22 protein-coding genes are annotated in these 21514 nt (G+C 72.4%); 10 read left to right on the top strand and 12 right to left on the bottom strand.

Translation table 11 applies throughout. The annotated features are described in order from the left end of the window. Nucleotide 1: 1 nt before the first annotated feature. Nucleotides 2-904 carry a transketolase gene (locus tag ABZU69_RS27495; protein WP_354967202.1) on the top strand — a complete coding sequence of 301 codons (903 nt, stop codon included), beginning with the start codon at nucleotides 2-4 and terminating at the stop codon, nucleotides 902-904. 4 nt (nucleotides 905-908) lie between these two features. Here ABZU69_RS27495 and ABZU69_RS27490 read toward each other — a convergent pair whose 3' ends face one another. Beyond that, nucleotides 909-1613 carry a glycosyltransferase family 2 protein gene (locus ABZU69_RS27490; protein WP_354967225.1) on the bottom strand — a complete coding sequence of 235 codons (705 nt, stop codon included), beginning with the start codon at nucleotides 1611-1613 and terminating at the stop codon, nucleotides 909-911. 124 nt (nucleotides 1614-1737) lie between these two features. Between ABZU69_RS27490 and ABZU69_RS27485 the strand changes: the two genes are divergently transcribed. Beyond that, nucleotides 1738-3957 carry a glycosyltransferase family 39 protein gene (locus ABZU69_RS27485; RefSeq protein ID WP_354967201.1) on the top strand — a complete coding sequence of 740 codons (2220 nt, stop codon included), beginning with the start codon at nucleotides 1738-1740 and terminating at the stop codon, nucleotides 3955-3957. Nucleotides 3958-4146: 189 nt separating this feature from the next. Continuing rightward, nucleotides 4147-5748 (top strand): ricin-type beta-trefoil lectin domain protein, encoded by a 1602-nt coding sequence (locus tag ABZU69_RS27480; protein ID WP_354967200.1) that lies wholly within the window; start codon nucleotides 4147-4149, stop codon nucleotides 5746-5748. A gap of 68 nt (nucleotides 5749-5816) precedes the next feature. Here the strand turns inward: ABZU69_RS27480 and ABZU69_RS27475 are convergent, their stop codons facing one another. From ABZU69_RS27475 to ABZU69_RS27450, 6 genes are all read right to left on the bottom strand, one after another. Then, nucleotides 5817-6434, bottom strand: coding sequence for a hypothetical protein (locus tag ABZU69_RS27475; protein WP_354967199.1), 618 nt, complete (start codon nucleotides 6432-6434; stop codon nucleotides 5817-5819). Between the two features lie 56 nt (nucleotides 6435-6490). Continuing rightward, on the bottom strand, nucleotides 6491-7921 hold the full coding sequence (locus ABZU69_RS27470; RefSeq protein WP_354967224.1) for a HAMP domain-containing sensor histidine kinase: 1431 nt from the start codon (nucleotides 7919-7921) through the stop codon (nucleotides 6491-6493). Between the two features lie 46 nt (nucleotides 7922-7967). Then, nucleotides 7968-8660, bottom strand: a complete 693-nt coding sequence (locus tag ABZU69_RS27465) for a response regulator transcription factor (protein ID WP_354967198.1) — start codon at nucleotides 8658-8660, stop codon at nucleotides 7968-7970. Between the two features lie 103 nt (nucleotides 8661-8763). Next, on the bottom strand, nucleotides 8764-9276 hold the full coding sequence (locus tag ABZU69_RS27460; protein WP_354967223.1) for a hypothetical protein: 513 nt from the start codon (nucleotides 9274-9276) through the stop codon (nucleotides 8764-8766). Between the two features lie 123 nt (nucleotides 9277-9399). After that, nucleotides 9400-10401 (bottom strand): aminoglycoside phosphotransferase family protein, encoded by a 1002-nt coding sequence (locus ABZU69_RS27455; RefSeq protein ID WP_354967197.1) that lies wholly within the window; start codon nucleotides 10399-10401, stop codon nucleotides 9400-9402. A gap of 67 nt (nucleotides 10402-10468) precedes the next feature. Then, nucleotides 10469-11641 (bottom strand): acetyl-CoA C-acyltransferase, encoded by a 1173-nt coding sequence (locus ABZU69_RS27450; RefSeq protein ID WP_354967196.1) that lies wholly within the window; start codon nucleotides 11639-11641, stop codon nucleotides 10469-10471. Between the two features lie 129 nt (nucleotides 11642-11770). On the opposite strand from ABZU69_RS27450, the gene ABZU69_RS27445 reads away from it, so the two are divergent. Further along, nucleotides 11771-12199, top strand: coding sequence for a PH domain-containing protein (locus tag ABZU69_RS27445; protein WP_354967195.1), 429 nt, complete (start codon nucleotides 11771-11773; stop codon nucleotides 12197-12199). Between the two features lie 46 nt (nucleotides 12200-12245). On the opposite strand, the gene ABZU69_RS27440 is transcribed toward ABZU69_RS27445, so the two are convergent. Beyond that, nucleotides 12246-13160: a rhomboid family intramembrane serine protease gene (locus ABZU69_RS27440; RefSeq protein ID WP_354967194.1), complete on the bottom strand. Its 915-nt coding sequence runs from the start codon at nucleotides 13158-13160 to the stop codon at nucleotides 12246-12248. 100 nt (nucleotides 13161-13260) lie between these two features. Beyond that, nucleotides 13261-13791, bottom strand: coding sequence for a peptidylprolyl isomerase (locus ABZU69_RS27435; protein WP_354967193.1), 531 nt, complete (start codon nucleotides 13789-13791; stop codon nucleotides 13261-13263). Between the two features lie 84 nt (nucleotides 13792-13875). Between ABZU69_RS27435 and ABZU69_RS27430 the strand changes: the two genes are divergently transcribed. Further along, nucleotides 13876-14643, top strand: a complete 768-nt coding sequence (locus tag ABZU69_RS27430) for a hypothetical protein (RefSeq protein WP_354967192.1) — start codon at nucleotides 13876-13878, stop codon at nucleotides 14641-14643. A gap of 69 nt (nucleotides 14644-14712) precedes the next feature. Here ABZU69_RS27430 and corA read toward each other — a convergent pair whose 3' ends face one another. The 3 genes from corA to ABZU69_RS27415 form a co-directional block, all read right to left on the bottom strand. After that, nucleotides 14713-15861 carry a magnesium/cobalt transporter CorA gene (gene corA / locus ABZU69_RS27425; protein ID WP_354967191.1) on the bottom strand — a complete coding sequence of 383 codons (1149 nt, stop codon included), beginning with the start codon at nucleotides 15859-15861 and terminating at the stop codon, nucleotides 14713-14715. A 320-nt stretch (nucleotides 15862-16181) separates the two neighbouring features. Then, nucleotides 16182-17276 (bottom strand): PLP-dependent aminotransferase family protein, encoded by a 1095-nt coding sequence (locus ABZU69_RS27420; protein ID WP_354967190.1) that lies wholly within the window; start codon nucleotides 17274-17276, stop codon nucleotides 16182-16184. A 194-nt stretch (nucleotides 17277-17470) separates the two neighbouring features. Continuing rightward, nucleotides 17471-17863, bottom strand: coding sequence for a CBS domain-containing protein (locus ABZU69_RS27415; RefSeq protein WP_354967189.1), 393 nt, complete (start codon nucleotides 17861-17863; stop codon nucleotides 17471-17473). Nucleotides 17864-17977: 114 nt separating this feature from the next. On the opposite strand from ABZU69_RS27415, the gene ABZU69_RS27410 reads away from it, so the two are divergent. The 5 genes from ABZU69_RS27410 (at nucleotide 17978) to ABZU69_RS27390 (ending at nucleotide 21484) form a co-directional block, all read left to right on the top strand. Beyond that, nucleotides 17978-18157, top strand: a complete 180-nt coding sequence (locus ABZU69_RS27410) for a hypothetical protein (RefSeq protein WP_354967188.1) — start codon at nucleotides 17978-17980, stop codon at nucleotides 18155-18157. Further along, nucleotides 18154-18921, top strand: a complete 768-nt coding sequence (locus tag ABZU69_RS27405) for a hypothetical protein (protein WP_354967187.1) — start codon at nucleotides 18154-18156, stop codon at nucleotides 18919-18921. Before ABZU69_RS27410 ends, ABZU69_RS27405 begins: the two co-directional genes overlap by 4 nt. A 79-nt stretch (nucleotides 18922-19000) precedes the next feature. Next, on the top strand, nucleotides 19001-19732 hold the full coding sequence (locus ABZU69_RS27400; RefSeq protein ID WP_354967186.1) for a phosphocholine cytidylyltransferase family protein: 732 nt from the start codon (nucleotides 19001-19003) through the stop codon (nucleotides 19730-19732). Further along, nucleotides 19720-20787: an iron-containing alcohol dehydrogenase family protein gene (locus ABZU69_RS27395; protein WP_354967185.1), complete on the top strand. Its 1068-nt coding sequence runs from the start codon at nucleotides 19720-19722 to the stop codon at nucleotides 20785-20787. The genes ABZU69_RS27400 and ABZU69_RS27395 overlap by 13 nt, the downstream gene beginning before the upstream one ends. Then, on the top strand, nucleotides 20762-21484 hold the full coding sequence (locus ABZU69_RS27390; protein WP_354967184.1) for a CDP-alcohol phosphatidyltransferase family protein: 723 nt from the start codon (nucleotides 20762-20764) through the stop codon (nucleotides 21482-21484). The genes ABZU69_RS27395 and ABZU69_RS27390 overlap by 26 nt, the downstream gene beginning before the upstream one ends. The last annotated feature ends 30 nt before the right edge of the window (nucleotides 21485-21514 follow it).

The following is a 21514-nucleotide window of genomic DNA, read 5'->3' as shown; positions in this document are numbered from 1 at the left end:
AATGCGCGACATCTTCACCGCCACCACCACCGAGTTGCTGGCCGAGGATCCGCACACCGCGCTGGTGCTCGCCGACATCTCCGCCGCCGCGTTCGCCCCGGCCGCCGCGCGGCATCCGGACCGGGTGCTCAACGTCGGCATCCGGGAGCAACTGATGGTCGGAGTGGCCGGCGGGCTCGCCCTCACCGGCCTGCGGCCGATCGTGCACAGCTACGCGCCGTTCCTGGTCGAGCGGGCATACGAGCAGCTCAAGTTGGACCTGGACCACCAGGACGCGTCCGCGGTGCTGGTCGGCGTCGGAGGCTCGTACGACCGCGCTGCATCCGGCCGGACGCATCTGTCCCCGGCGGACGTGTCACTGATCGACACCCTGCACGGCTGGACGGTGCACGTCCCCGGCCACCCGGGGGAGGTGCCCGCGCTGCTGCGGAACGCGGTGGCCGGCGACGGCTCGGCGTACCTGCGACTCTCGGTACTGCAGAACGACCGGCCACGCGGCGGCGACGGCTCGCTCGCGGTGGTGCGTGAGGCCGGGCCCGGGGCCCCGCTGCTGGTGGCGGTCGGACCGGTGCTGGACGCGGCGCTGGCCGCCGTCGCCGACCTGCCGGTCACCGTGGCCTACACCCACCGGCCGCGACCGTTCGACACCGCCGGGCTGCGGGCACTGGCGGGAACCGAGGTGATCCTGGTCGAGCCGTACCTGGCCGGCACGTCCAGCCGGGTGGTGTCGGCGGCACTGGTGGACCGGCCACATCGGCTACTGGCCCTAGGGGTGGGGAGGAAGGATCTGCGCCGCTACGGCTCGCCCGAGGACCACACCCGGTGGCACGCGCTCGACAGCGCCGGCCTGCGCCGTTCGGTCGACGCCTTCCTCGCCGGGGCGCTGCTGGCCGCCGGCCGCTGAGCGGTCAGCGAGCCGGCGTGGTGGGACGGCGGCGGGCGCGTTCCCGGCCGAGGATCCAGATCGCCTCGACGCCGTCCTTCCAGGTGATCTTCTTGCCCTCTTCCCGGCCACGCGCCCGGTAGCTGATCGGCACCTCGTACGGCCGGATCCGGCGGCGCAGCAGCTTGCCGGTCACCTCGGCCTCCATGCCGAAGCCGCGCGAGCGCACGTCGAGCGACCGGTAGAGCGCCACCGGCATCAGCTTGAAGCAGGTCTCCAGGTCACCGATGTACGAGTTGAACAGCACGTTCGCCGCCATCGTGACGCCCTTGTTGCCCATCACGTACCAGAAGCTGTAGGCGCTGTGGCTGCCGAAGGTGCGATTGCCGTAGACAACGGTGGCCCGCCCGTCGAGCACCGGGTCGAGGAGCTTGGGGATGTCCTGTGGGTCGTATTCCAGGTCGGCGTCGAGGATGACCATGTAGTCACCCTCGGCGCTGTCCACAGCCGTCTTGATGGCCGCGCCCTTGCCGGCGTTGCGCTGATGGGTGATGACCCGCAGGCGGGCGTCGTCGGCGCAACCCAGGATCTCGCCGGTGCCGTCCCGGCTGCCGTCGTCGACCACGACCAGCTCGATCTCACACGGATAGTCCACCGCCAGTGCCTGCTTGAGGGCATCCGCGATGCGTTCTTCCTCGTTGTAGACCGGCATGAGGATCGAGAGCTTCACGGAAATCTCCACGGTGGCGACAATACGTCGGGCATAGCCTAGCCTGGCTGGTCGGCCGAACGCCGGCCGTCACCACCGGGCAGTCAGCGTGGCGGATTCAGCCGGATGGTGTTTACTCTCCGCCATGTCGGCTGCCGGCTCCCTGCTCGCGGCGGTTCCTGCCGCCGCGGTGCTCCTGCTCACCGTCGCGACGAGACCGCGCGGGGTCGACGCGGTGGCACCGCTGCGGCTCGCGGTGGTGCGCGCCACCCTGCTCACCGGCGCGTACGCGGTGCTCGTCGTCGAGTTGCTCGGCGCGCTGCACGCGCTCACCCGACCGGCGTTCGTCGCCGCCTGGCTGCTCTTCCTGACTGCCGCCGCGACGGCCGCAGGGCTGCGGTGGCGCCAGGTGACCCGGCTCGCGCAGCCGGCCGCCGCGGCACCCCGGCCGGTCGCGGTCGGTGCCACCGTGGCCGCTGGCACCGACCCGGAAACGTCCGCCCCGCCCGCCGACGGCGGTGAAGCCGGGCGTGACCCCGCGCCGCGGCGGGTCGATCGGACTCTCGCCGGCCTGCTCGGCAGGGCGGTCGACACCTGGCATACGGCGGGTCGGGGCGAGCGCCTGCTCGCCGGCACGGTCGGCGGGCTGGTCCTGCTGGAGTTGCTGGTCGCGCTGCTGGCCGAGCCGAACAACTTCGACTCGCAGACGTACCACCTGCCCAAGGTCGAGCACTGGGTGGCCCAAGGCGACCTCGACTTCTGGGCCACGGCCATCCACCGGCAGGTGACCATTCCGCCCGGCGCCGAGTATCTGCTGCTGCACCTGCGCCTGCTCACCGGTGGGGACCAACTGCACAACCTGGTGCAGTGGGCGGCCGGGGTGGCCTGCCTGCTGGTGACCGCGCGGATCACCGCGCAACTCGGCGGCGGCCGGCGGGCCCAGTTGATCACCGCGTTCGTACTGGCCAGCACACCGATGGTGGTGCTGCAGGCGACGAGTACGCAGACCGACCTGGTCTGCGCGGCGTGGGTGGCCTGCGCGGCCACCCTGGTGCTGGACGGGCTGCGCCGCCGTACCGGCTGGGGCACCCTGCTCGCGCTCGGCGCCGCCACCGGCCTGACCGCGGTGACCAAGACCAGCGGCCTGATCGCTGTCGGCCCGCTGCTGGTGCTCTGGGGGTTGGCCCAGCTCCGGCTGGCCCTGACCGGCGACCGGGCACCGGCCGACGCGACGGCGGTCGGTGGGGTGCGTCGGCCGCGGCCGACCGGCGCGGTGGCGCGCACCGTCGGCGGTTCGGCGCTGATCCTCCTGGTCGCGGCCACGGTGGTCGGTCCGTTCCTGGCCCGGGTGACCGTCGAGTTCGGGCATCCGCTGGGGCCACCCCGGCTGCGCGAGTCGATCCCGATGGAACGACACGACCCGCCGTCGATCCTGGTCAACGCGCTACGGATCGGGCACACCGCGTTCGACACGCCGCTGGCGCCGCTGCGCCGGGTGGGCGCCGAGGCGATCATCGGCGGGGCGGACCTGATCGGCGTCGACCCGCAGGACCGGGCGATCACCTTCGGCCGGGAGGTCTTTCCGGAGCCCGCCTGGTACCCGGACGAGGACCGGGTGGCGTACCCGATCGCCGGAGCACTGGCGCTGATCGGCGTGGCGGTCGCGCTCGTCCGGCCGCGCCGGATCGACCCGGGGCAGGCCGGGCCGATGCGTGGGTACGCGGTGGTGGTGCTGGCCACCGTGCTGCTGCACACCGCGATGATCAAGTGGCAACCGTGGGGAAACCGGCTGCTGCTCTACGCCCTGGTGCTCGCCGTGCCGCTGGCCGGGCTGTGGCTGGACGCGCTCTTCCGCCGCCAGTTCGGCGCTGCGGCAGACAGGCCCGGGACCGACCGGGGGCGGCGGTCGGTGGCCACGGTGGCGGCGGTCAGCGTGCTGGCCACCTCGGCGCTGGCCGGGGTGCTCGCGCTGTCGTACGGGTTCCCACGCCGGCTCGTCGGCAGCGGATCGGTCTTCACCACGTCGGACTGGGACACCCGGTTCCTGCGTCGCCCACAGTGGGCCGACGAGTTCCGCTGGGCCGCGGCAGCGGTCCACGGCAGCGGTGCACGCCGGATCGGTCTGGTGGAGCAGAACGACAACTGGGAGTACCCGTGGTGGCTGCTGCTGCGGCAGCCGGACGGACGCTCGCCGGACCTGGTGGCGTTGCAGTCGGTGCTGCCGGAACGCCCGCCGGCCGACCCCACCTCGGTGGACGCGATCGTCTGCACCGGCAGCCAGCCGGCGTGCGCCAAGCTGGTCCCGAACGGCTGGCGACTGGAGTTCCGCGGCTACGTCGGTTACGCGCTGCCGCCCGGCCGCTGACCGCCGGACCGCATCGCCCGCAGCGAGCCCGGACCACCCACCCCGCACCCACGCCGCCCGGATCGTCCGATCCGGGCGGTTCTGCATCCCGCGCGCAAGGATCCGAAGCGTATTCACATCCGTTGATCAGCACGTTACCGTCTGGTAACTCAATCGACGTCCCGCGATTGAGCCGAAAGGAGTGCGTCGATGCCTGCTACCCCCGCCAGGCCCGAACGCGCGACCCGACGACGGGCTCTCACCGTCGCCGTCGCCGTCGCCGCTCTCGTCCTGCCGATGCTCGCCGGACCGGCCGCCCCCGCCACCGCCGCCGACCGGCCGAGCGTCCAACCACTCCCCGCCAACCTGGAGGCCATCCGGGCCGCCGAGGCGACCGCCCTCTACGGCACCCCGGCGATCCGCCCGATCGACCAACGCCGCACCGCGCTGATCACCATGGGTGACAGCGAGATCTCCGGTGAGGGGGTCGGCAACTACGTCCCCGGCACCCACGAACCCGGCAACTGGTGCGACCGCTCGTACGACCAGGCGCTGTTCCGCACCGGCATCCCCTCGGACGCGCAGTACAACCTGGCCTGCTCCGGCGCCACCCCGTGGAACCTGATCGCCGGCGGCCCGACCCAGCACAACGAGCTGAACCAGGGCGACTACCTGGGAATCAAGGCGCGTAACACGCACGTGAAGCTCATCTGGGTCGTCGTCGGCGCGAACGGCGACGGCACCATCCAGTTCGGCCCGGTCGCCACCGACTGCGCGATCAGCCGGGTCTTCTTCCAAGGCCCCTGCTACCCGCGCTACACCGACCAGTGGACGATCCGCACCGACGGCAGTCGGCAGGCCGTGGTCGACGCGCTCAACGACATCCGGCAGACCATGACCAACGCCGGCTACCTGCGCTCGGACTACGAGCTGGTGCTCATGTCGTACCCGAGCCCGGGCAGCCCGGACGTGGAGGACAACCCGAACTTCCCCGGCTGGTACTCCGGCGGCTGCCTGCTCTACCTGGCCGACGCGGCGTTCGCCCGGAACAAGGCCGTACCGATGTTCGAGTCGGCGCTGCGCGCCGCGGCCACCCAGACCGGCACCCGCTACCTGGATGCCAGCCGGCTCTTCCACGGCCACGAGGTGTGCACGGACAACACCTCGGTCCGCGGCCTCTACATCGAGTTGGGAATCTGGGACGAGAACGCCGCCCGACAGTCGTTCCACCCCAACGCCCGCGGACACGGCATGTTCGCCCAGTGCATCACCCAGTTCTGGAACTCGGGGCAGGATCGGGCCAGCTGCGTCGACCCGGCCAGCACCGGCGGCGGCGTGCTCTACCCGGGGTTGCTGGAGTTCAAGCAGCTGCGCAACCTGGCCACCCGCACCTGTGTCGACGGCAAGGGGTACGACTCCCGCAACGGCACCGTCCAGCAGCCGTACGCCTGCCACGGTGGGCGTAACCAGGGCTTCTGGTACGACCCGGGCCGACGGTCGTTGCACTCGGAGCTGTCCCACGACCGATGCCTCGACATCGCGAACGGGTCGCTGACCTCCGGCACCGCGGTCAACATCTACGACTGCAACGGCACCCCCGCCCAGCAGTTCGTCTTCGCCGGCAACCAGATCAAGCCGGCCGGTGCCAGCAACCTCTGCGTGGCGTTCGACAACCCGTGGCTGGGCAGTCCCCGGCTGCGGTTGGCCGGCTGCTCCACCAGCACCCGGCAGCAGTGGTCGTTCGAGCCCCGGACCGCCGCCAACCCGGTCGGCTACGGTCACGACGACTTCATCGGCTCCCGCGTCTACTGACGAAGTGAAAGGAAGGGCCCCTTATTAACGCCTGGCGTTAATAAGGGGCCCTTCCTTTCACTGGGCGCTTACTTGGCGCGGGGGATGAGGATGAGGCGGGCCACGCCCTTGTCGCCGTCCTTCGCGCCGGCGACGCCGAGCGTCGTACCGACCTTCACGTCGCTCGGCTGCACGGTGGCGCGCCGCTCGACGACCCGCAGGTCGTCACCGAAGGTCCACGTCATGGTGAAGCCGTCGGTGGACTTCACGGTCATCGAGTCGCCGTCGATCGCGGTCACCTCGCCGCGCTGCACGGCGACCGTCTTCGTACCGCCGTCCTTCGTCTGCACCACCGCCTCACCGTGCAGGGTGTTCCTGCGCAGCAGCACCCGGGCCTGGCGGCGCTTGCGCCACTCCTCGCCGCGCTTCTGCCGCGCCTTCTCCTGCGCGCTCGGGGAAGCGCCGGGCGTGGCCGACCCGCCGGGTGCCGGGGCGGCCGGCGCGGCGACGGTCTGCACGTCCAGGTCGTTGGCGTCGAAGCCCATGGCGGCCAGTGCCTGGCCCTCCACACCCATCGCCGCGGCGACCTCGACCGCAGCCTCCCGGGCGGGTTGGCTGGCCACCTCGGCCGCGCCGCAGCCGCTGACGCCGAGCGCGACAACCGCGAGCAGTGACGTGGTGACTGCCGCAGATCCCCAACGTGGCATGACTCTCCCTCTCGTCCGTGGAACCCTAAGCCTGCCCGTCGACGACGAGCGGAGCATCAGGCCGATGTTCGGGTCTGGTAAGGATCACCGGGCAGCCGGACCGTGAACGCGGCGCCGCCCTCCGGCGCGTGACCCGCGACGATCTCTCCGCCCAGCCGGCGGACCAGCCCGGCGGCCAGTGCCAGCCCCAGCCCGCTGCCCACCTTGCGCACCCCCCGGTAACGCTGGTGCAGCGCACCCCGCTCGAACGCCACCGCCAGATCGTCGTCGGTGAAGCCGGGCCCGCCGTCGCGGACCTCCAGCACGCCGCCAGCGGCCGGGTCCGCGCCGGCCGCCCGGACCGCGAGCACCACCGGCGCCCCCGGGGGTACGACCCGCAGCGCGTTCTCCAGCAGCCCGTCCACCACCTGCCGGATCCGCCCCGGATCGGTGTACACCGGCACCGGCCCGCCCGGCGTCTCCACCCGGAACGGCACTCCGACCGCCATACACCGGCCGGACCAGGTCGCTTCGGCGTCGACGGCCAGCCGGGCCAGGTCCACCGGCACCGGCTCCAGCGGGAAGTCGGCGGCCTCCAGCCGGGCCAGCGCCAGCAGGTCGCCGATCAACCGGTCCAGGTGCTGGGCCTCGGCCAGCACCGTCCGGCCGGTGCCGGCCGTGCCGTCCGCGTCGATCACCCCGTCGGCCAGCGCCTCGGCGTACCCCCGGATCGCGGTCAACGGGGTCCTCAGCTCGTGCGAGACGGAGAGCAGGAACTCCCGCTGCCGGCCCTCGCTGGTGGCCAGCGCGGCGGCCAACCCGTTCAGCGCCTCGGCCAGGTCTGCGACCTCGTCCGGCGGCTCGACCGGCACCCGTATGGTGCGGTCCCCGGCGCGCAGGCGAGTGGCGGCGGTGGCCGCGGCACGAATCGGCCCGGCCAGCCAGCGGGCCAGCAGCAGCCCGGCCACCACGCCGGCGGCGAGCCCGGCCAGCAGTGGCAACCAGAGGCTGAGCAGCACCTGCCGCCACAGCCCGGTCCCCGAGGCGCGGGAGAGGACCACCCCGTTGCCGCCGGGCAGCGCCCGGCCCTCGACCAGTGCGCGCCTGCCGTTGACCGGGCGACGGACCGACACGTTGCGACCCTGCTCGATCCGCTGCACCACCCGAGGCGGCAGGCCCGGCCGGTCGACCGCCCCCCGCCGGATCAGGTACGCGTCGATGTCCTGGGCGCGCAGTTGCTGGATGAGCCGCTCTTCGTCGGCGGTACGACCCCGGTCCAGCCGGGTCCGCAGCACCTCGGCGGCGAGTCGGGCCTGCGCGGCGAGCGCCTCCTGATCGCGTCGCTCCGCGCCCCGGATCGCCAGCGGGACCGCGACGATCGCGGTGACCAGCACCGACACCAGCGCCACGGCACAGGTGACCAGCACCGCCCGGGCGGTCAGCGTCCGACCGAATCGGCTGCGCCGGGACGCGGCCGGGGGTTGGGCGCCGACCACCGGCAGCGCCATCGTCGGCGACTCCGGTCGCGCCGCGGGCTGCTGCCAACCGGGACGGTCAGGCATCGGCCGCGTACCCCACGCCGCGGTGGGTCCGGATCACGCTGGCCGGGCCAAGCTTCGCCCGCACCTGTGCGACGTGCACGTCGACGGTGCGGGTGCCGGCGTGTGCGGCGTAGCCCCACACGCCGGCCAACAACTCCTCCCGGGTGAAGACCCGCCCGGGCCGGGCCATCAGGTGGGCCAGCAGGTCGAACTCGGTGGAGGTGAGCTGCACCGGCGCGCCGGCGGCTGTGACCGTCCGCCGGGCGGGGTCGAGCGTCACCGGACCGACGACACGGGCCCGGTCCGCACCCTCCGGGCCGCCGGCGGAGCGGCGCAGCACCGCGCGCACCCGGGCCACCAGCTCACGGGGGCTGAACGGCTTGGTGACGTAGTCGTCGGCGCCCAACTCCAGGCCGACGATCCGGTCCACCTCGTCGTCCCGGGCGGTGAGGAAGATGACCGGGGTCCAGTCGCCGCCCTCGCGCAGCCGGCGGCAGATCTCCGTGCCGGGCAGCCCGGGCAGGGCGATGTCCAGGACGCAGGCCACCGGGCGCAGCCGGCGGGCGGCGGTCAGGCCGGCCTCGCCGTCCCGTTCCAGATGGACCCCGAACCCGTCGCGGGTGAGATAGAGCCGGACCAGGTCGGCGATGGCCGGCTCGTCCTCGACCACGAGGACGAGCCCGCGGTGCGGCGGTTCGACGGTCACCGGCCCATGATTGCCGACCCGGTGCGCTCGGTGCGATCAGCGCGTGTTCGAGTTCGGTAAAGGCGGGGCGAAAGGCCGCCGCGAGCGGTGGAGCGGTGGGGCGTCAGCGCGCCACGACGGGTCGCAGCACGCTGGGCCTCGCAGCGACCGGCACCTCGCCGATGGTGGCGACGATCCGCTCCCGGGGGGTACGCAGACGAGTCCGGAAGGCGTGGTTGAGCAGCGCGTCGAGCTGCCACACCCGCTTCGGATGCGTGGTGTGGATCAGGAACCGCTCGCGGATCCCATCGATGGCGGTGGCGGCCAGCTCGACCGAGTGCAGCCGCGGGTCGGGGCTCCAGGTGACGTTGCTCAGCTCGCGCAGCTCGGTGTTGAGATGCAGGCGCAGCCGGTGCAGCAGCCGGGTCTGCTGGGTCACCACCAGCCGACGGTGGGTGAGCAGCAGCAGGTAGTCGCCGGTGACCGGACGGTCCGGACGGCTGCAGCGGGTGACCAGGATGGTGGCGTCACCGGAGCCGACACAGCGCCGGAAGACCGGCATGTGCCGGTTCAGGGTCTGCGCGGCCAGGCCAGCCTCGGCGGCGGCCGGAAGGAACGTACGGGAGAAGACGTCCATGACCTGCCCAACGACCTCCTCAGCGGAGGTGACGTGGGTCACGCCGATTTTTTGGAAGTTCCACGCGGCGCGTCGCACCGCCTGTCCGACTTCCCACCCGTACGGATCGTGGTCAGGAGTGGGTCAGAGCGGGCTGGGCTCGAACAGCTCGCCGAGCCAGCCGGGGACCGCGTCGGCGTACTCGGACCGGGCCGGATCGGCCGTGTCCAGAGCGCGCCGCCAGGAGAGCGACCGGCTGACCGCGCCCAGGTTCATCGCCAGGTCCGCGGCCTCAACCAGGGTCCGACGGTCGTACCGGTCGGTCCACGCCTCCAGGTAACCGTCACGCAGCCGGGCCAGCCGGGCGTCGTCGGCAGCCAGGTCGGTGGCGTACCGGATGGAGCGAAGGGTCACCAACAGCGTGCCGAACGGGTGCGCCACCGAGGCGTCGCCCCAGTCGAAGTAGCGGTACCCGGTCGGGCCGGCGAACACATTGCCGTCATGCAGGTCGTCGTGCTGCACAGTGGCCGGGATGCCGAAGTCGGCGAGCCGGCGGCACCGCTCGGCGTACGCCGGCAACTCGGCCCGCAGCCGCTCGTACGTCTCCGGGCTGAGCCCGCCCTCGTCGCCGATCCGCAGCGACTCGCGATCGTCGAGCAGTTGGGCGAGCAGCCCGGCGAGCACCTCGGGACGGTGGTCCGGCACGCCGAGGGCGATCAGTTCCTCGGCCCGTGACGCGGTGGCCAGTTGGAGCGCGGCGTAACCGGGCAGCGCCCGCTCCCAGTGCGCCAGGTCCGCGTCGCGGCCCAGCACGTCCCGCAGCGACTCTCCGCCGTCGGGCAGCAGCGACCAGCCCCGAGCAGGGTCCACCGCGATCGGTGCGAGCACCCGCTCGGGCGCCAGCCCGGCCAGCGCCGCAATCAGGACGGCCTCGTGCACGGTGCCCGGGTTGTTGGCCTTGAACCAGACCGGCCCACCGTCGGTGGGCACCCGCCACACCAGCGACCACGGCCGCACCCGCGGCTCCACGGGCCCGGTCACCCGCCGGCCGGCCCGGCTCAGCTGCGCATCCACCCAGGAACGGGCCCGCACCTGCCACTGCTCTCCGGACCAGTCGGGGGCGCGCTCACCGGCGATCGTCGTCACAGTGCGCACCCTAGGCGGCCGAGCCGGGCCGGGGCGAGGCCTTTTCCCGTAACGAGCCGGGTGGAGGTCAGAGAAGCTCGACGATGGTGGCGTTGGCCATGCCGCCACCCTCGCACATGGTCTGCAGGCCGTAGCGGATCCCGTTGTCCCGCATGTGCTGGAGCATCGTGGTCATGATCCGGGCACCGGAGCCGCCGAGCGGATGACCGAGGGCGATCGCCCCGCCGCGCGGGTTGAGCCGCTCCGGGTCCGCCTCGGTCTCCGCCAGCCAGGCCAGCGGCACCGGGGCGAACGCCTCGTTCACCTCGTACACACCGATCTCCTCGATGCCCAACCCCGCGCGGCGCAGCGCCTTCGCGGTGGCCGGGATGGGCGCGGTGAGCATGGTGACCGGGTCGTCGGCGGCGACCACGGCGGTGTGGATCCGGGCCAGCGGACGCAGCCCGTGCCGGCTGGCCCACTCGCCGGTGGTGACCGCGAGGGCCGCCGCGCCGTCGGAGATCTGGGACGCGGACCCGGCGGTCACCACCCCGTCGGCGCGGAACGGGGTGGCCAGCTCACCGAGCTTCTCCAGCGAGGTGTCCCGGCGGATGCCCTCGTCGGCGGCGAACTTGCCGCCGTCGGTGAGCGGCACCGACGCGAGCTCCGGGTCGAACGCGCCGGCGTCCTGCGCGGCGGCCGCCTTCTCGTGGCTGGCCAGCGCGAACTCGTCGAGCTGGGTACGCGAGAAGCGCCACCGCCGGGCGATCAGCTCGGCCCCGACCCCCTGGTTGAACGGCAGCGCCGCGTCGTCGGCGAAGCCCTCCACGCCCCGGTAGCGGTCCCGCAGCTGGTCGCTGAACGGCATGCCGCCGGCCACACTGGAGCCCATCGGCACCCGGGTCATCGACTCCACCCCGCCGGCGACCACCAGATCGGCCTGGCCGGAGAGGACCGTCGCGGCGGCGAAGTGCAGCGCCTGCTGGCTGGAGCCGCACTGCCGGTCCAGCGTGGTGCCGGGCACGGACTCGGGCCACCCGGCCGCGAGCACGCCGTTGCGGGCGATGTTCCAGGACTGCTCACCGACCTGGGACACGCAGCCCCAGAAGACGTCGTCGACCAGTGCGGCGTCGAGCCCGGTGCGCTCGGCGAGGGCGCGCAGCACGTGTGCCGAAAGGTCGACCGGGTGGACGCCGGCGAGGCTGCCCTTGCGCCGCCCGACCGGAGTGCGTACCGCGCCGACGATGACCGCGTCACTCATGTTTACTCCCGGGTAACTTGGGCTGTCCCGATCCTACGTCGTCCACGGACCGGTCGTCCGCCCCCGGTCTGGCCCGGCCGCGAACGGGTGCCGGCGCGGTCCCCCGGCGAACGCTGGCATGCTGGCCGGATGGATGCCGAAGCTTTCCCGGACCGGCAGTGGCGGGTACCGGCGGGCGTGCCGCTGGCGAAGCTGGCCGGCGCGGTCGTCCTGGTGGCGCTCGGCCTGCTCCTCGCCGAAGGCGACCCGGTGCAGCTGACGCTGATCGGGCTGGTCGTCGCCGGCCTGCTCGGCTGGGCGCTGCGCGACCTGCTGGCGCCGGTCCGACTCGCGGTCGACCCGGCCGGCGTGGTCGTCGCCCATGGTTACGCCGGCCGCCGGCTGCTGCCCTGGGCCACGGTCGAGCGGATCACCGTGGACCGTCGACCCCGGCTCGGCCTGACCACCGAACTGCTGGAGATCGACGCCGGGGAGTCGCTGCACCTGTTCGGCCGGTACGACCTGGGGGCCGCCCCGGACGAGGTGGCCGAGGCGCTGCGGGCCGCCCGCCCGGCGTGATCGCCCGCTGCCCGGCGTGACCCCCGCCGGACAGTGAGCCGGTCGGTCAGCCGGCGAGCAGCTGCGCGGTGCGGAACAGGACCAGCCCGAGCAGTATCAGCAGGATGATCGCGCCACCGGCGACCTGGACCAGCGTGCGCCGACCGCGCGGCGCGTACGCGAGCACCAGGGCCATCGCCCCGCCGACCACCAGGCCACCCAGGTGCCCCGGGATGGAGATGCCCGGCACGGTCAGCGTGAACACCAGGTTGATCACCAGGATCGGGATCACCTGGGAGATGTCCCGGCCCAACTTGCGTTCGATGATGATGAGCGCTGCGAAGAGGCCGAAGACGGCGGTCGACGCGCCGGCGGTGGCCGAGTTCTGGGCGCTGAACAGGTAGGCCGCGACGTTGCCGCCGAGACCCGCGATCAGATAGAGCGCGCCGAAGCGCAGCGGCCCGAGGTTGGCCTCCAGCGACCGGCCGAGCACCCACAGCGCCCACATGTTGAGCAGCAGGTGGATCACGCCGTAGTGCAGGAACATCGCGGTGACCAGCCGGTACCACTCGCCGTCGGCGATCCCACCGAGCGTGCCGTCGGGGAAGACCGCCAGCCCGAGCACCGAACCCCAGTTGGTCAGCGGCGTGCTTCCGCCCATCAGGCCGCCGAAGCCGGAGCCGCCCACCGCCGCGTCCCCACCACGGTCGGAGGCGATGGAGAGCAGCATGAGCAGCACGTTCAGCGCGATTATCGCCTTGGTGACGTAGCCGTGCCGGCCGGCGGTACCACCACCGAAGGCGGTACGCGCCGGCCGGACACTGCGGCGTCCCTCGTTGACGCACTCCGGGCACTGGTGCCCGACGGACGCCTCCCGCATGCAGTCCGGGCAGATCGGCCGGTCGCAGCGGGTGCACCGGACGTAGGTCTCCCGGCCGGGGTGCCGGTAGCAGACCGGGGTGGTCGGCGGAGACTCGCTCACCGGGCCGACCCTCCGTCCGCCACCGCGCGGTCCACCGACGCCAGCCGGTGCGGTGCTCCGGAGCGCTCAATCATGCGAGCAAAGGTACCTCGCCTGTCGATCAGGCAGCGGACCGCTCGATCTCGACCCGCTCGATGACGACGTCCTGCAGCGGACGGTCGCTCGGGCCGGTCGGGGTGCTCGCGATCGAGTCGACGATCTTCACCGACTGCTCGTCGGCCACCTGGCCGAAGATGGTGTGCCGGTTGTTGAGGTGCGGCGTCGGGGACACGGTGATGAAGAACTGCGAACCGTTGGTGCCCGGTCCGGCGTTCGCCATCGCCAGCAGGTAAGGCCGATCGAAGCGCAGCTCCGGGTGGAACTCGTCGGCGAACTTGTAGCCCGGCCCGCCCCGACCGGTGCCGGTCGGGTCGCCCATCTGGACCATGAAGCCGCTGATCACCCGGTGCGAGATGGTGCCGTCGTAGTACGGCCCGCTGCCCGGCTGACCGGTGCGCGGGTCGGTGTACTCCCGGTTGCCCTCGGCCAGGTCGATGAAGTTGCGAACCGTCTTCGGCGCGTGGTTGGGGAAGAGCTCCAGCCGGATCGGGCCAGCGTTGGTGTGCAAGGTGGCGTAGACAGCCTCGGCCACGGGTACTCCTCACTCGTTGGTCAGTTCCATGCGGATCCTCCCATGTGCCCGATCTGGCATCGCGGAGGCATCCGAAGGTGGAGGATGACGAAGGAACAACTCCCAGGAGGTGGGACCGTGTTTGGAATCGGGCGGCGTAAGTCCGAGGGGCAGCTGGCCAGGGCCGAGCTGAACCAGAGCATCAGCCACCTGATGCAGGCAGCCAGCCACGCCGCCAAGGGCGCGGGCGCGACGGTCGGTCCACGGGTGCAGATGGCCCGCGGCTACGTCGAGCCGGCCGCGGCGAAAGTGCGCGACAGCGCCTCGACCGGCTGGGGGACGACACTCACCACGCTGGCACCGCTGGCCGCGGCCGCCCGTGACGGCGCCGCGCAGGCGGGGCCGCTCACCAGGAAGGCCAGGTCGAACAACATGCGGATCACCGGCAAGAAGAAGCAGCCGCGCCGTCGCGGATCGAAGATGACCGGGCTGCTCGCAGCGGGCGCCATCGTCGGGTTGGCTGGCGCGGTCGCGCTGCGCCGCCGCCGCGAGCAGCAGGAGTGGGCCGAGTACGACCCAACCCGCAACCTGGAGCCGATGCGCGACGAGGTGGATTCGATCGAGGTACGGACCCCGTCCACCACCAAGGGGACCGACGGGTCCAGCATGGCCGGGATGACCGCCGCCGGTAGTTCGGCGGTGGCCGGTGGCGACAGTGCCAGCACCACCGGTGTCGCCAAGCCGGCCGGCGTCCGCCCGACCGACAAGGTCCCCTCGGTCGCCGAGGGCGCCAAGGACACCTCCGGGCGCCCGGCCGACGACCTCACCAAGGCGCTGGGCAAGGACACCACCCGCACCAACGGCCGCCGCTGACCCAGCGGCAGCGCATCGAGCGCCGGCGACGCGGGTTCCCCGCGCCCGCCGGCGCTTTCGCGCGCGGCGTCAGAGCCAGCCGTTGCGGCGGAACCATCGGTAGAGGGCCAGGGAGACGCCGAGCATCAGGGCGAGTACGACGGGATAGCCGTACGTCATGTTCAGCTCGGGCATGTTGTCGAAGTTCATCCCCTCGACGCCCGCGATGGAGGTCCAGACCGCGGCGATGGCCGCCCACGCGGCGATCTTGCGCATGTCGTTGTTCTGGTCGACGGTGACCTGGGCCAGCCGCGCCTGGAGGATCGAGTTCAGCAGGTCGTCGTAGGAGTTCACCTGCTCGACGGTGCGGCTGAGATGGTCCTGCACGTCCCGGAAGTAGCGCCGAATCTCCTTCGGAACCTCCCGGTTGACCTGCGAGGTCAACGTCATCAACGGCCGCTGCAGCGGCACCACGGCCCGCTTGAACTCCACCAGCTCCCGCTTCATCTGGTAGATCCGCTGAATCCGCCCATGGCCGTTGCGGTCGAAGACCTCGGCCTCCAGCACGTCGAGGTCGTCCTCGATCTGCTCGGCGACCTCCAGGTAGAGGTCGACCACCCGGTCGGTGATCGCGTACGCGACCGACCACGGGCCCTGGAGCAGCAGGTCCTGCTTGGTCTCCAGGTCGGCACGGACCGGGGAGAGCCGGCAGGCGTCGCCGTGCCGGACGCTGATCAGGAAGTTCGGGCCGATGAAGAGCATCACCTGGCCGGTCTCGACGACCTCGGAGTTCTCGTTCAGCTCGGCGTGCTCGCAGTACCGGGCGGTGCGCAGCACCAGGAAGCTGACGTCGCCGAACCGCTCCAACTTCGGACGCTGCTGGGCCTTCACCGCGTCCTCGACGGCCAGCTCGTGCAGCCCGTAGGTGTCCGCGATGGCGGTCATCTCGGCCAGTTCGGGCTCATGCAGCCCGAGCCAGACGAAGCCGTGCTCCTCGCGGCGGGCCGCGGCCAGCGCATCGGCGTACGTCCAGTCGCCGGGTTGCCGCTTGCCGTCGACGTAGAGCGCGCAGTCGACGACGCCGCTGCGCCCGGTGCCGGCCGGGGTCGGCACGGGCGGCGAGCCGTCGGCGTTGAGGATCCGGGTCATCGCCCGGACCGGTGACGGCCACGCCCGGGGTCGCAGCACCCGAGCGGCGTGCGACGGTGTGGTCCCGTCCTGACCTGCCCGATCCGTCATCGCGCCACCTCCCCGCTCGGCTGCGGCTTGAGGCTACGCCGATCCCGGCGGAGGGCACGTGTGACGGCGGTCGCGTGGGGCGACGCCGGGCGGGCCGTGCCGCATCGGGGGGTGTGGGGACGACACGGCCCACCCGGCGCCTGTGGGGGCGGGGGTTGTGCTGCACGCGTCACCGGGGCGGGGGTTGGCCCGGGAAAACCGGACGGCGATCTCCACTGCACCTGACGGGTGACGCTCGCAGCATTGTGAGCCGCCGGCCGCCCCGGCGGGAGTCCCGCGACGACCGGCATCGTCGTTCTGTCAGGAAATTGACAGAAAGCTCAGCTGCGGACGGCCTCGACGGCCGCCGCGAGCCGGCGGACACCCTCGTCGATCCGGTCGGCGGTGACCGCCGAGAAGGCCAGCCGCAGGGCGTGCTGCCCGCCGTCCAGCATGAAGTCGCTGCCCTTGACCACGGCGACCCCACGCTCGGCCGCCGCGGAGGCGAGCCGGTCGACCAGCACGTCGTCCGGGAACTCCACCCAGAGGAAGTAGCCGCCGTCCGGCTCCACGAACCGGGCCTGCGGCAGGTGCCGGCGCAGCGACTCGGCGAGCACCCCGGCCCGCTCGCCCAGCGCCGCCCGGACGGTCTCGATCGAGCGGTCGATGTCGCCGGAGACGCAGAACTGGTGCACGATCGCCTGGGACACCATGCCGGGCGAGATGTAGAGGCTGGTCGCGTTCTTGGCGATGTCGGCGATCAGATCCGCCGAGCCGACCAGGTATCCGACCCGCACGCCCGGGCAGACCGTCTTGGTGAAGCTCGACGCGTGCACCACCACGTTGCGGGTGTCCAGCGAGAGCATCGACGGCAGCGCCTCGCCGCGGAACCGGACGTCCGCGTACGGGTCGTCCTCGAAGATCGTGAACTCGTACTCCGCGGCCAGGTCGAGCAGCTCCCGGCGCTTCTCCAGGGAGAGCGTCACGCCGGCCGGGTTCTGGTAGTTCGGGATGACGTGCGCCAGCCGGGGCCGGACCCCGGACTCCAGCAACTTGCGCAGCTCGGCGGTGTCCAAGCCGTCCGGCTGGACCGAGACACCGTGCAGCTCGCTGCCCATCCGCTGGAGGTTGAGCAGCGTCCGGTCGTACGTCGGCCGTTCCACCACCACCGCGTCGCCGGGACGGACCAGGTGGTCGAAGAGGAACGCGTCGGCCTGCAGCGACCCGTTGGTGACCAGCACCTGATTGGCTTCGACCCCGTGCTTCTCGGCGATCCACTTTCGCAGCGGAACGTAGCCGACGGAGGTGCCGTAGGCCGTGACCCCGGCTGGATCGGCGTCGAAGGCGCGGACGGCGGCGGCCTTGAGCCCCTCGACATCGACGATGTCCAGCGAGGGAGCCCCACGGGCGAAGGAGATCAGCTGCTCGGCGGTCATGGATGTTGAGCGTACGGGCGGCGGCGGGGGACGCGCCGACGGCACGGCGATGTCCGCATCCTGAGCCACCGGGTCGGGTGACCCGGCTCCACCGGTCGGCGTCAGATCAGACCGGAAGGCCGAGCGAGTCGTGCTGCGTCGCCCGGGAAAGTCCCTCCAGCGTGCCCGGCATGGGCGCCGGCCAGGCGCAACGGTCAGGTCGCGGCGACCACCTCGCTCTCCGCCCAGACCCGCATGATGTCCCGGACGGAGATCACGCCGGCCACCTCACGGCCGTCCAGCACCACCAGGTGCCGGAATCCGCCCCGGGCCATCGCGGCGGCCGCCTCGGCCACCGTCCAGTCCGGGCCGGCGTAGACCACGTCCCAGGTCAGGTGAGCGCCGGTGCGTTCCACGTCGCAGTCCAGGCCGGCGCCGATGGCCTTCAACACGTCGCGTTCGGTCATGATCCCGATCCCCTCGGAGTCCGGGTCGATCACGACCGCCGACCCGACACCGCGGGCCGACATCATCCGGGCCGCCTGGCGGAGCGTGTGCTCCGGACCGACGACGAGGACCTGGCTGGACATCGCTTCCCGTACCTGCATCACGCATCACCCCTTTGGGACGGTGGCATCCGGTACCGACATGGTGGTCCGTGAATGTTTCTTCGACAAGACCGGGCATCGCCGTCGCGCCGGCACGCTCGCTACTGTCGGACGGTGTCCACCGAGCCCCTGCGCTGCGCCGGCGCGCTGATCGTCGACCACGACGGCCGCATCTTCTTCCAGCGCCGCTCGCCGCACCGACGCCTCTTTCCCAACTGCTGGGACAGCGTCGACGGGCTGGTCCGGCGGATCGCGGAGGAGGGCTTCGCCGTCCTGCGGTCGATCGGTCTGTGAACACCGTCGAGCTGGCGCCGCACCGGTTCGCCGGTCTGCTCGCCCCGGCCGTGGACCGGGCCTTCGTCGCCGGCATGCTGGCCGGTCGGAACGGTGGTGGCGCCGAGCTGAGCCAGCGGTACGGCGGGCCGGCCGCGACCGGCTTCCTGGTGGAGCTGCGCACCCGGCTGGCCGCACCCAGCGGCACGGTGGACGGGCCGGGGTTCGCGGCGATCACCCGGTACCGCGACCCGGTCGTCTGCCACCGGAGCGTGGACAAGCACGTGGCGCACGGCATGATCCACCGCCGCCCGGACGGCGGGCTCTCCGCCACCGACCTCGGTGCCGCGTTCCTCACCGAGCTGTACCAGGTGCACGCCGAGGTCACCGAGGAGCTGTGGGCCGGGCAGGACGAGCGGGTGCCGCGGCTGGTCGCGGCGCTCGGCCGGCTGCTGGCGTACGCCCTGGTGCTGGCCGACGAGGAGGGGGACCGGGACGCGTCGGCGTTCGCCGCGATGGCGCCCCCGTACGAGCCGGACGGCACCCCGCCGGGCGTGCTGCTGCTCAACCGGCTCGGCACGATGCGCTACCACCGGGCCGACGCGCACGCCGCCGCCTGGACCGCCGCCGGGCACACCGCGTCGAGCATCGCCGCCCTGCCGGCCGGCCCGGAGCGGCTCGCCATCGAGCTGGAGACCGACCGGCGGGCGGCCGGCGCGTACGCCGTGCTCAGCGCGGAGGAGCGGTTGACCATGCTCGCCGACCTGGCGGCGCTGCCCGGCTGACCTGGTTGACCGGAGCGGCTCGTCCACGCGGGGCTATCCTCCACCGGTGACGGGGAGCAGGACGAGGGAGGATGTCGGGATGATCGGGATGGTGCTCGCGGCCGGGGCAGGGCGCCGGCTGCGCCCGTACACCGACACGCTGCCCAAGGCGTTGGTGCCGGTGGACGGGGAGACCACGATCCTGGACATCGCGCTGGGCAACCTGGCCGAAGTCGGGCTCACCGACATCGTGATCGTGGTCGGCTACGCGGCGGACGCGGTCCGCGAGCGGCAGGCCGACCTGGAGAAGCGGTACGGGGTCACGCTCACCCTGGTGCAGAACGACAAGGCCGAGGAGTGGAACAACGCCTACTCGCTCTGGCTGGCCCGGGAGTACTTCGCGCGCGGGGTACTGCTGGTCAACGGGGACACCGTGCACCCGGTGAGCGTGGAGAAGACCCTGCTCGCGGAGCGTGGGCCAGGCATCCTGCTCGCCGTGGACACGCTCAAGCCGCTGGCCGAGGAGGAGATGAAGACCATCTTCGACGCCGCCGGCCAGCTCACCCGGATCACCAAGGTGATGGACCCGGGCGAGGCGTACGGGGAGTACATCGGCGCCACGCTGATCGAGCCGCAGGTCGCCGACGCCCTCGCCGACGCGCTGGAGGCCACCTGGCGGCGCGACCCGAACCTGTACTACGAGGACGGCTACCAGGAGTTCGCCGACCGGGGTGGCGAGGTGCGGGCGGCGCCGATCGGCGACGTGCCCTGGGTCGAGGTCGACAACCACGCCGACCTGGCCCGCGCGCGGGAGATCGCGTGCCGCTACTAGCCCGAAGCGTGCTGACCCCGCTCCACATCGACGTGCGGCGGGGCGCGGTGGCCGACCTCGGCGCGATCCTGGCGGACGGGCGAATCTCCGCCGGCGGCGACGTCGCGGTGGTGGTCGGTCCGGGCCAGGGTGCCCAGATCGCCGAGCTGATCCGACCGTCACTGCGGTCGGCCGACGTGTTCACCGTCGCCGGGGCGACTCTGGACGCCGCCGACGACCTGGGCGGCAAGCTGCGCGCCCGCTCGTACGACGCGGTGGTCGGCATCGGCGGCGGCAAGACCATAGACGTGGCGAAGTACGCGGCCACCCGGCGGGGCCTGCCGATGGTCTCGGTGGCCACCAGCCTGGCCAACGATGGCATCGCCTCCCCGGTGGCGAGCCTGATCACCGATGGGATCAAGGGTTCCTACGGGGTGCACATCCCGATCGCGGTGATCGTTGACCTGGACTTCGTGGAAAGCGGTCCTGACCGGCACAACCGAGCCGGCATCGGTGACGTCATCAGTAACATCAGCGCGTTGGCGGACTGGGAGCTCGCCCGCCAGGTACGCGGCGAGCCCGTCGACGGACTGGCCGCGTCACTGGCCCGGGCGGGCGCCGAAGCGGTGCTGAACCATCCGGGCGACATGACCGACGACGCGTTCGTCACCGTGCTGGCCGAGGCGTTGATCTCCAGCGGCCTCGCCATGGCGGTCTGCGGCACCAGTCGCCCGTCCAGCGGCGGCTGCCACGAGATCATGCACGCGGTGGACGCGCTCTTCCCCGGCACCGCCTCGCACGGCGAGCTGGCCGGGCTGGGCGCGCTCTTCTGCACCTGGCTGCGTGGGGATCTCCGCCGCTTCGGGGAGATGTCGGCCTGTCTGTCCCGGCACGCGCTGCCCCGGCTTCCCGCCGAGGTGGGGCTGACCGACGACCAGTTCGTCGAGGCGGTGCAGTTCGCACCGCGCACCCGACCGGACCGGTACACGATCCTCGAGCACCTGGCGTTGTCGCCTACCGAGACGCGGGAGCGGCTGACAGACTACGCCGGTGCAATCCGCGACCAGCTTGGCTGACCCCCGTCCCACCATCGCCGACTTCCACCGGGTGAACCGGGGCGGTGGTCTGTTCAGCGAGTCGATCAGCCAGTGGCTGGGCGCCGCCTTCGCGCTGGTCGCCCAGCGGCTGGGGCTGCGGCCGACCACGCTGACCATCACCAACCTGGTGCTCGGGTTGGCGACCTCGGTCACCGTGGTGGCGCTCGCCGGCCCGGTCGCGGCCGGTGACGTGCCGGCCTGGGTGGTCGGCGTGCTCGCCCTGGTGGGCTGGCAGGTGGCGTACTCCCTGGACTGTGCGGACGGGCAACTGGCCCGGGTGACCGGCCAGGGCAGCGCGGCCGGTGCCCGGGTCGACGTGCTGTGCGACGTGGCCGCGCAGATCGCCCTGGTGGCGGCGCTGGCCGCCACGGCGGTGGCGCAGGAGCCGTCGACCCCGACCTGGCTGGTGGCGACCTTCGCCGGCACCTGGATGGTCAACCTGGTCACCTCGGTGATGCAGGCCGGCCCGAACGCAGCCAGCATGGTCACCTCGACCTCGCTGCCGGTCCGCCTGGTGAAGCTGGTCCGTGACTACGGCGCGGTGATCTTCGTGGCCGCCCTGGTGCTGGCCGTGGCCCCCGCGCTGGTCCTCTGGGTGATCGTCGCGTTCACCATCGTCAACGGCGGCTTCCTGCTGGCGAGCATCGCCTTCTCCGCCCGCGCCTCCATGCGCTGACCCCCACCGGGTCCGCCGGTGCGCCGGCCG

It is taken from the genome of Micromonospora sp. NPDC005206 (assembly GCF_040608175.1).
Lineage (GTDB): Bacteria > Actinomycetota > Actinomycetes > Mycobacteriales > Micromonosporaceae > Micromonospora.
This window is presented reverse-complemented; position numbering and strand designations above follow the sequence as displayed.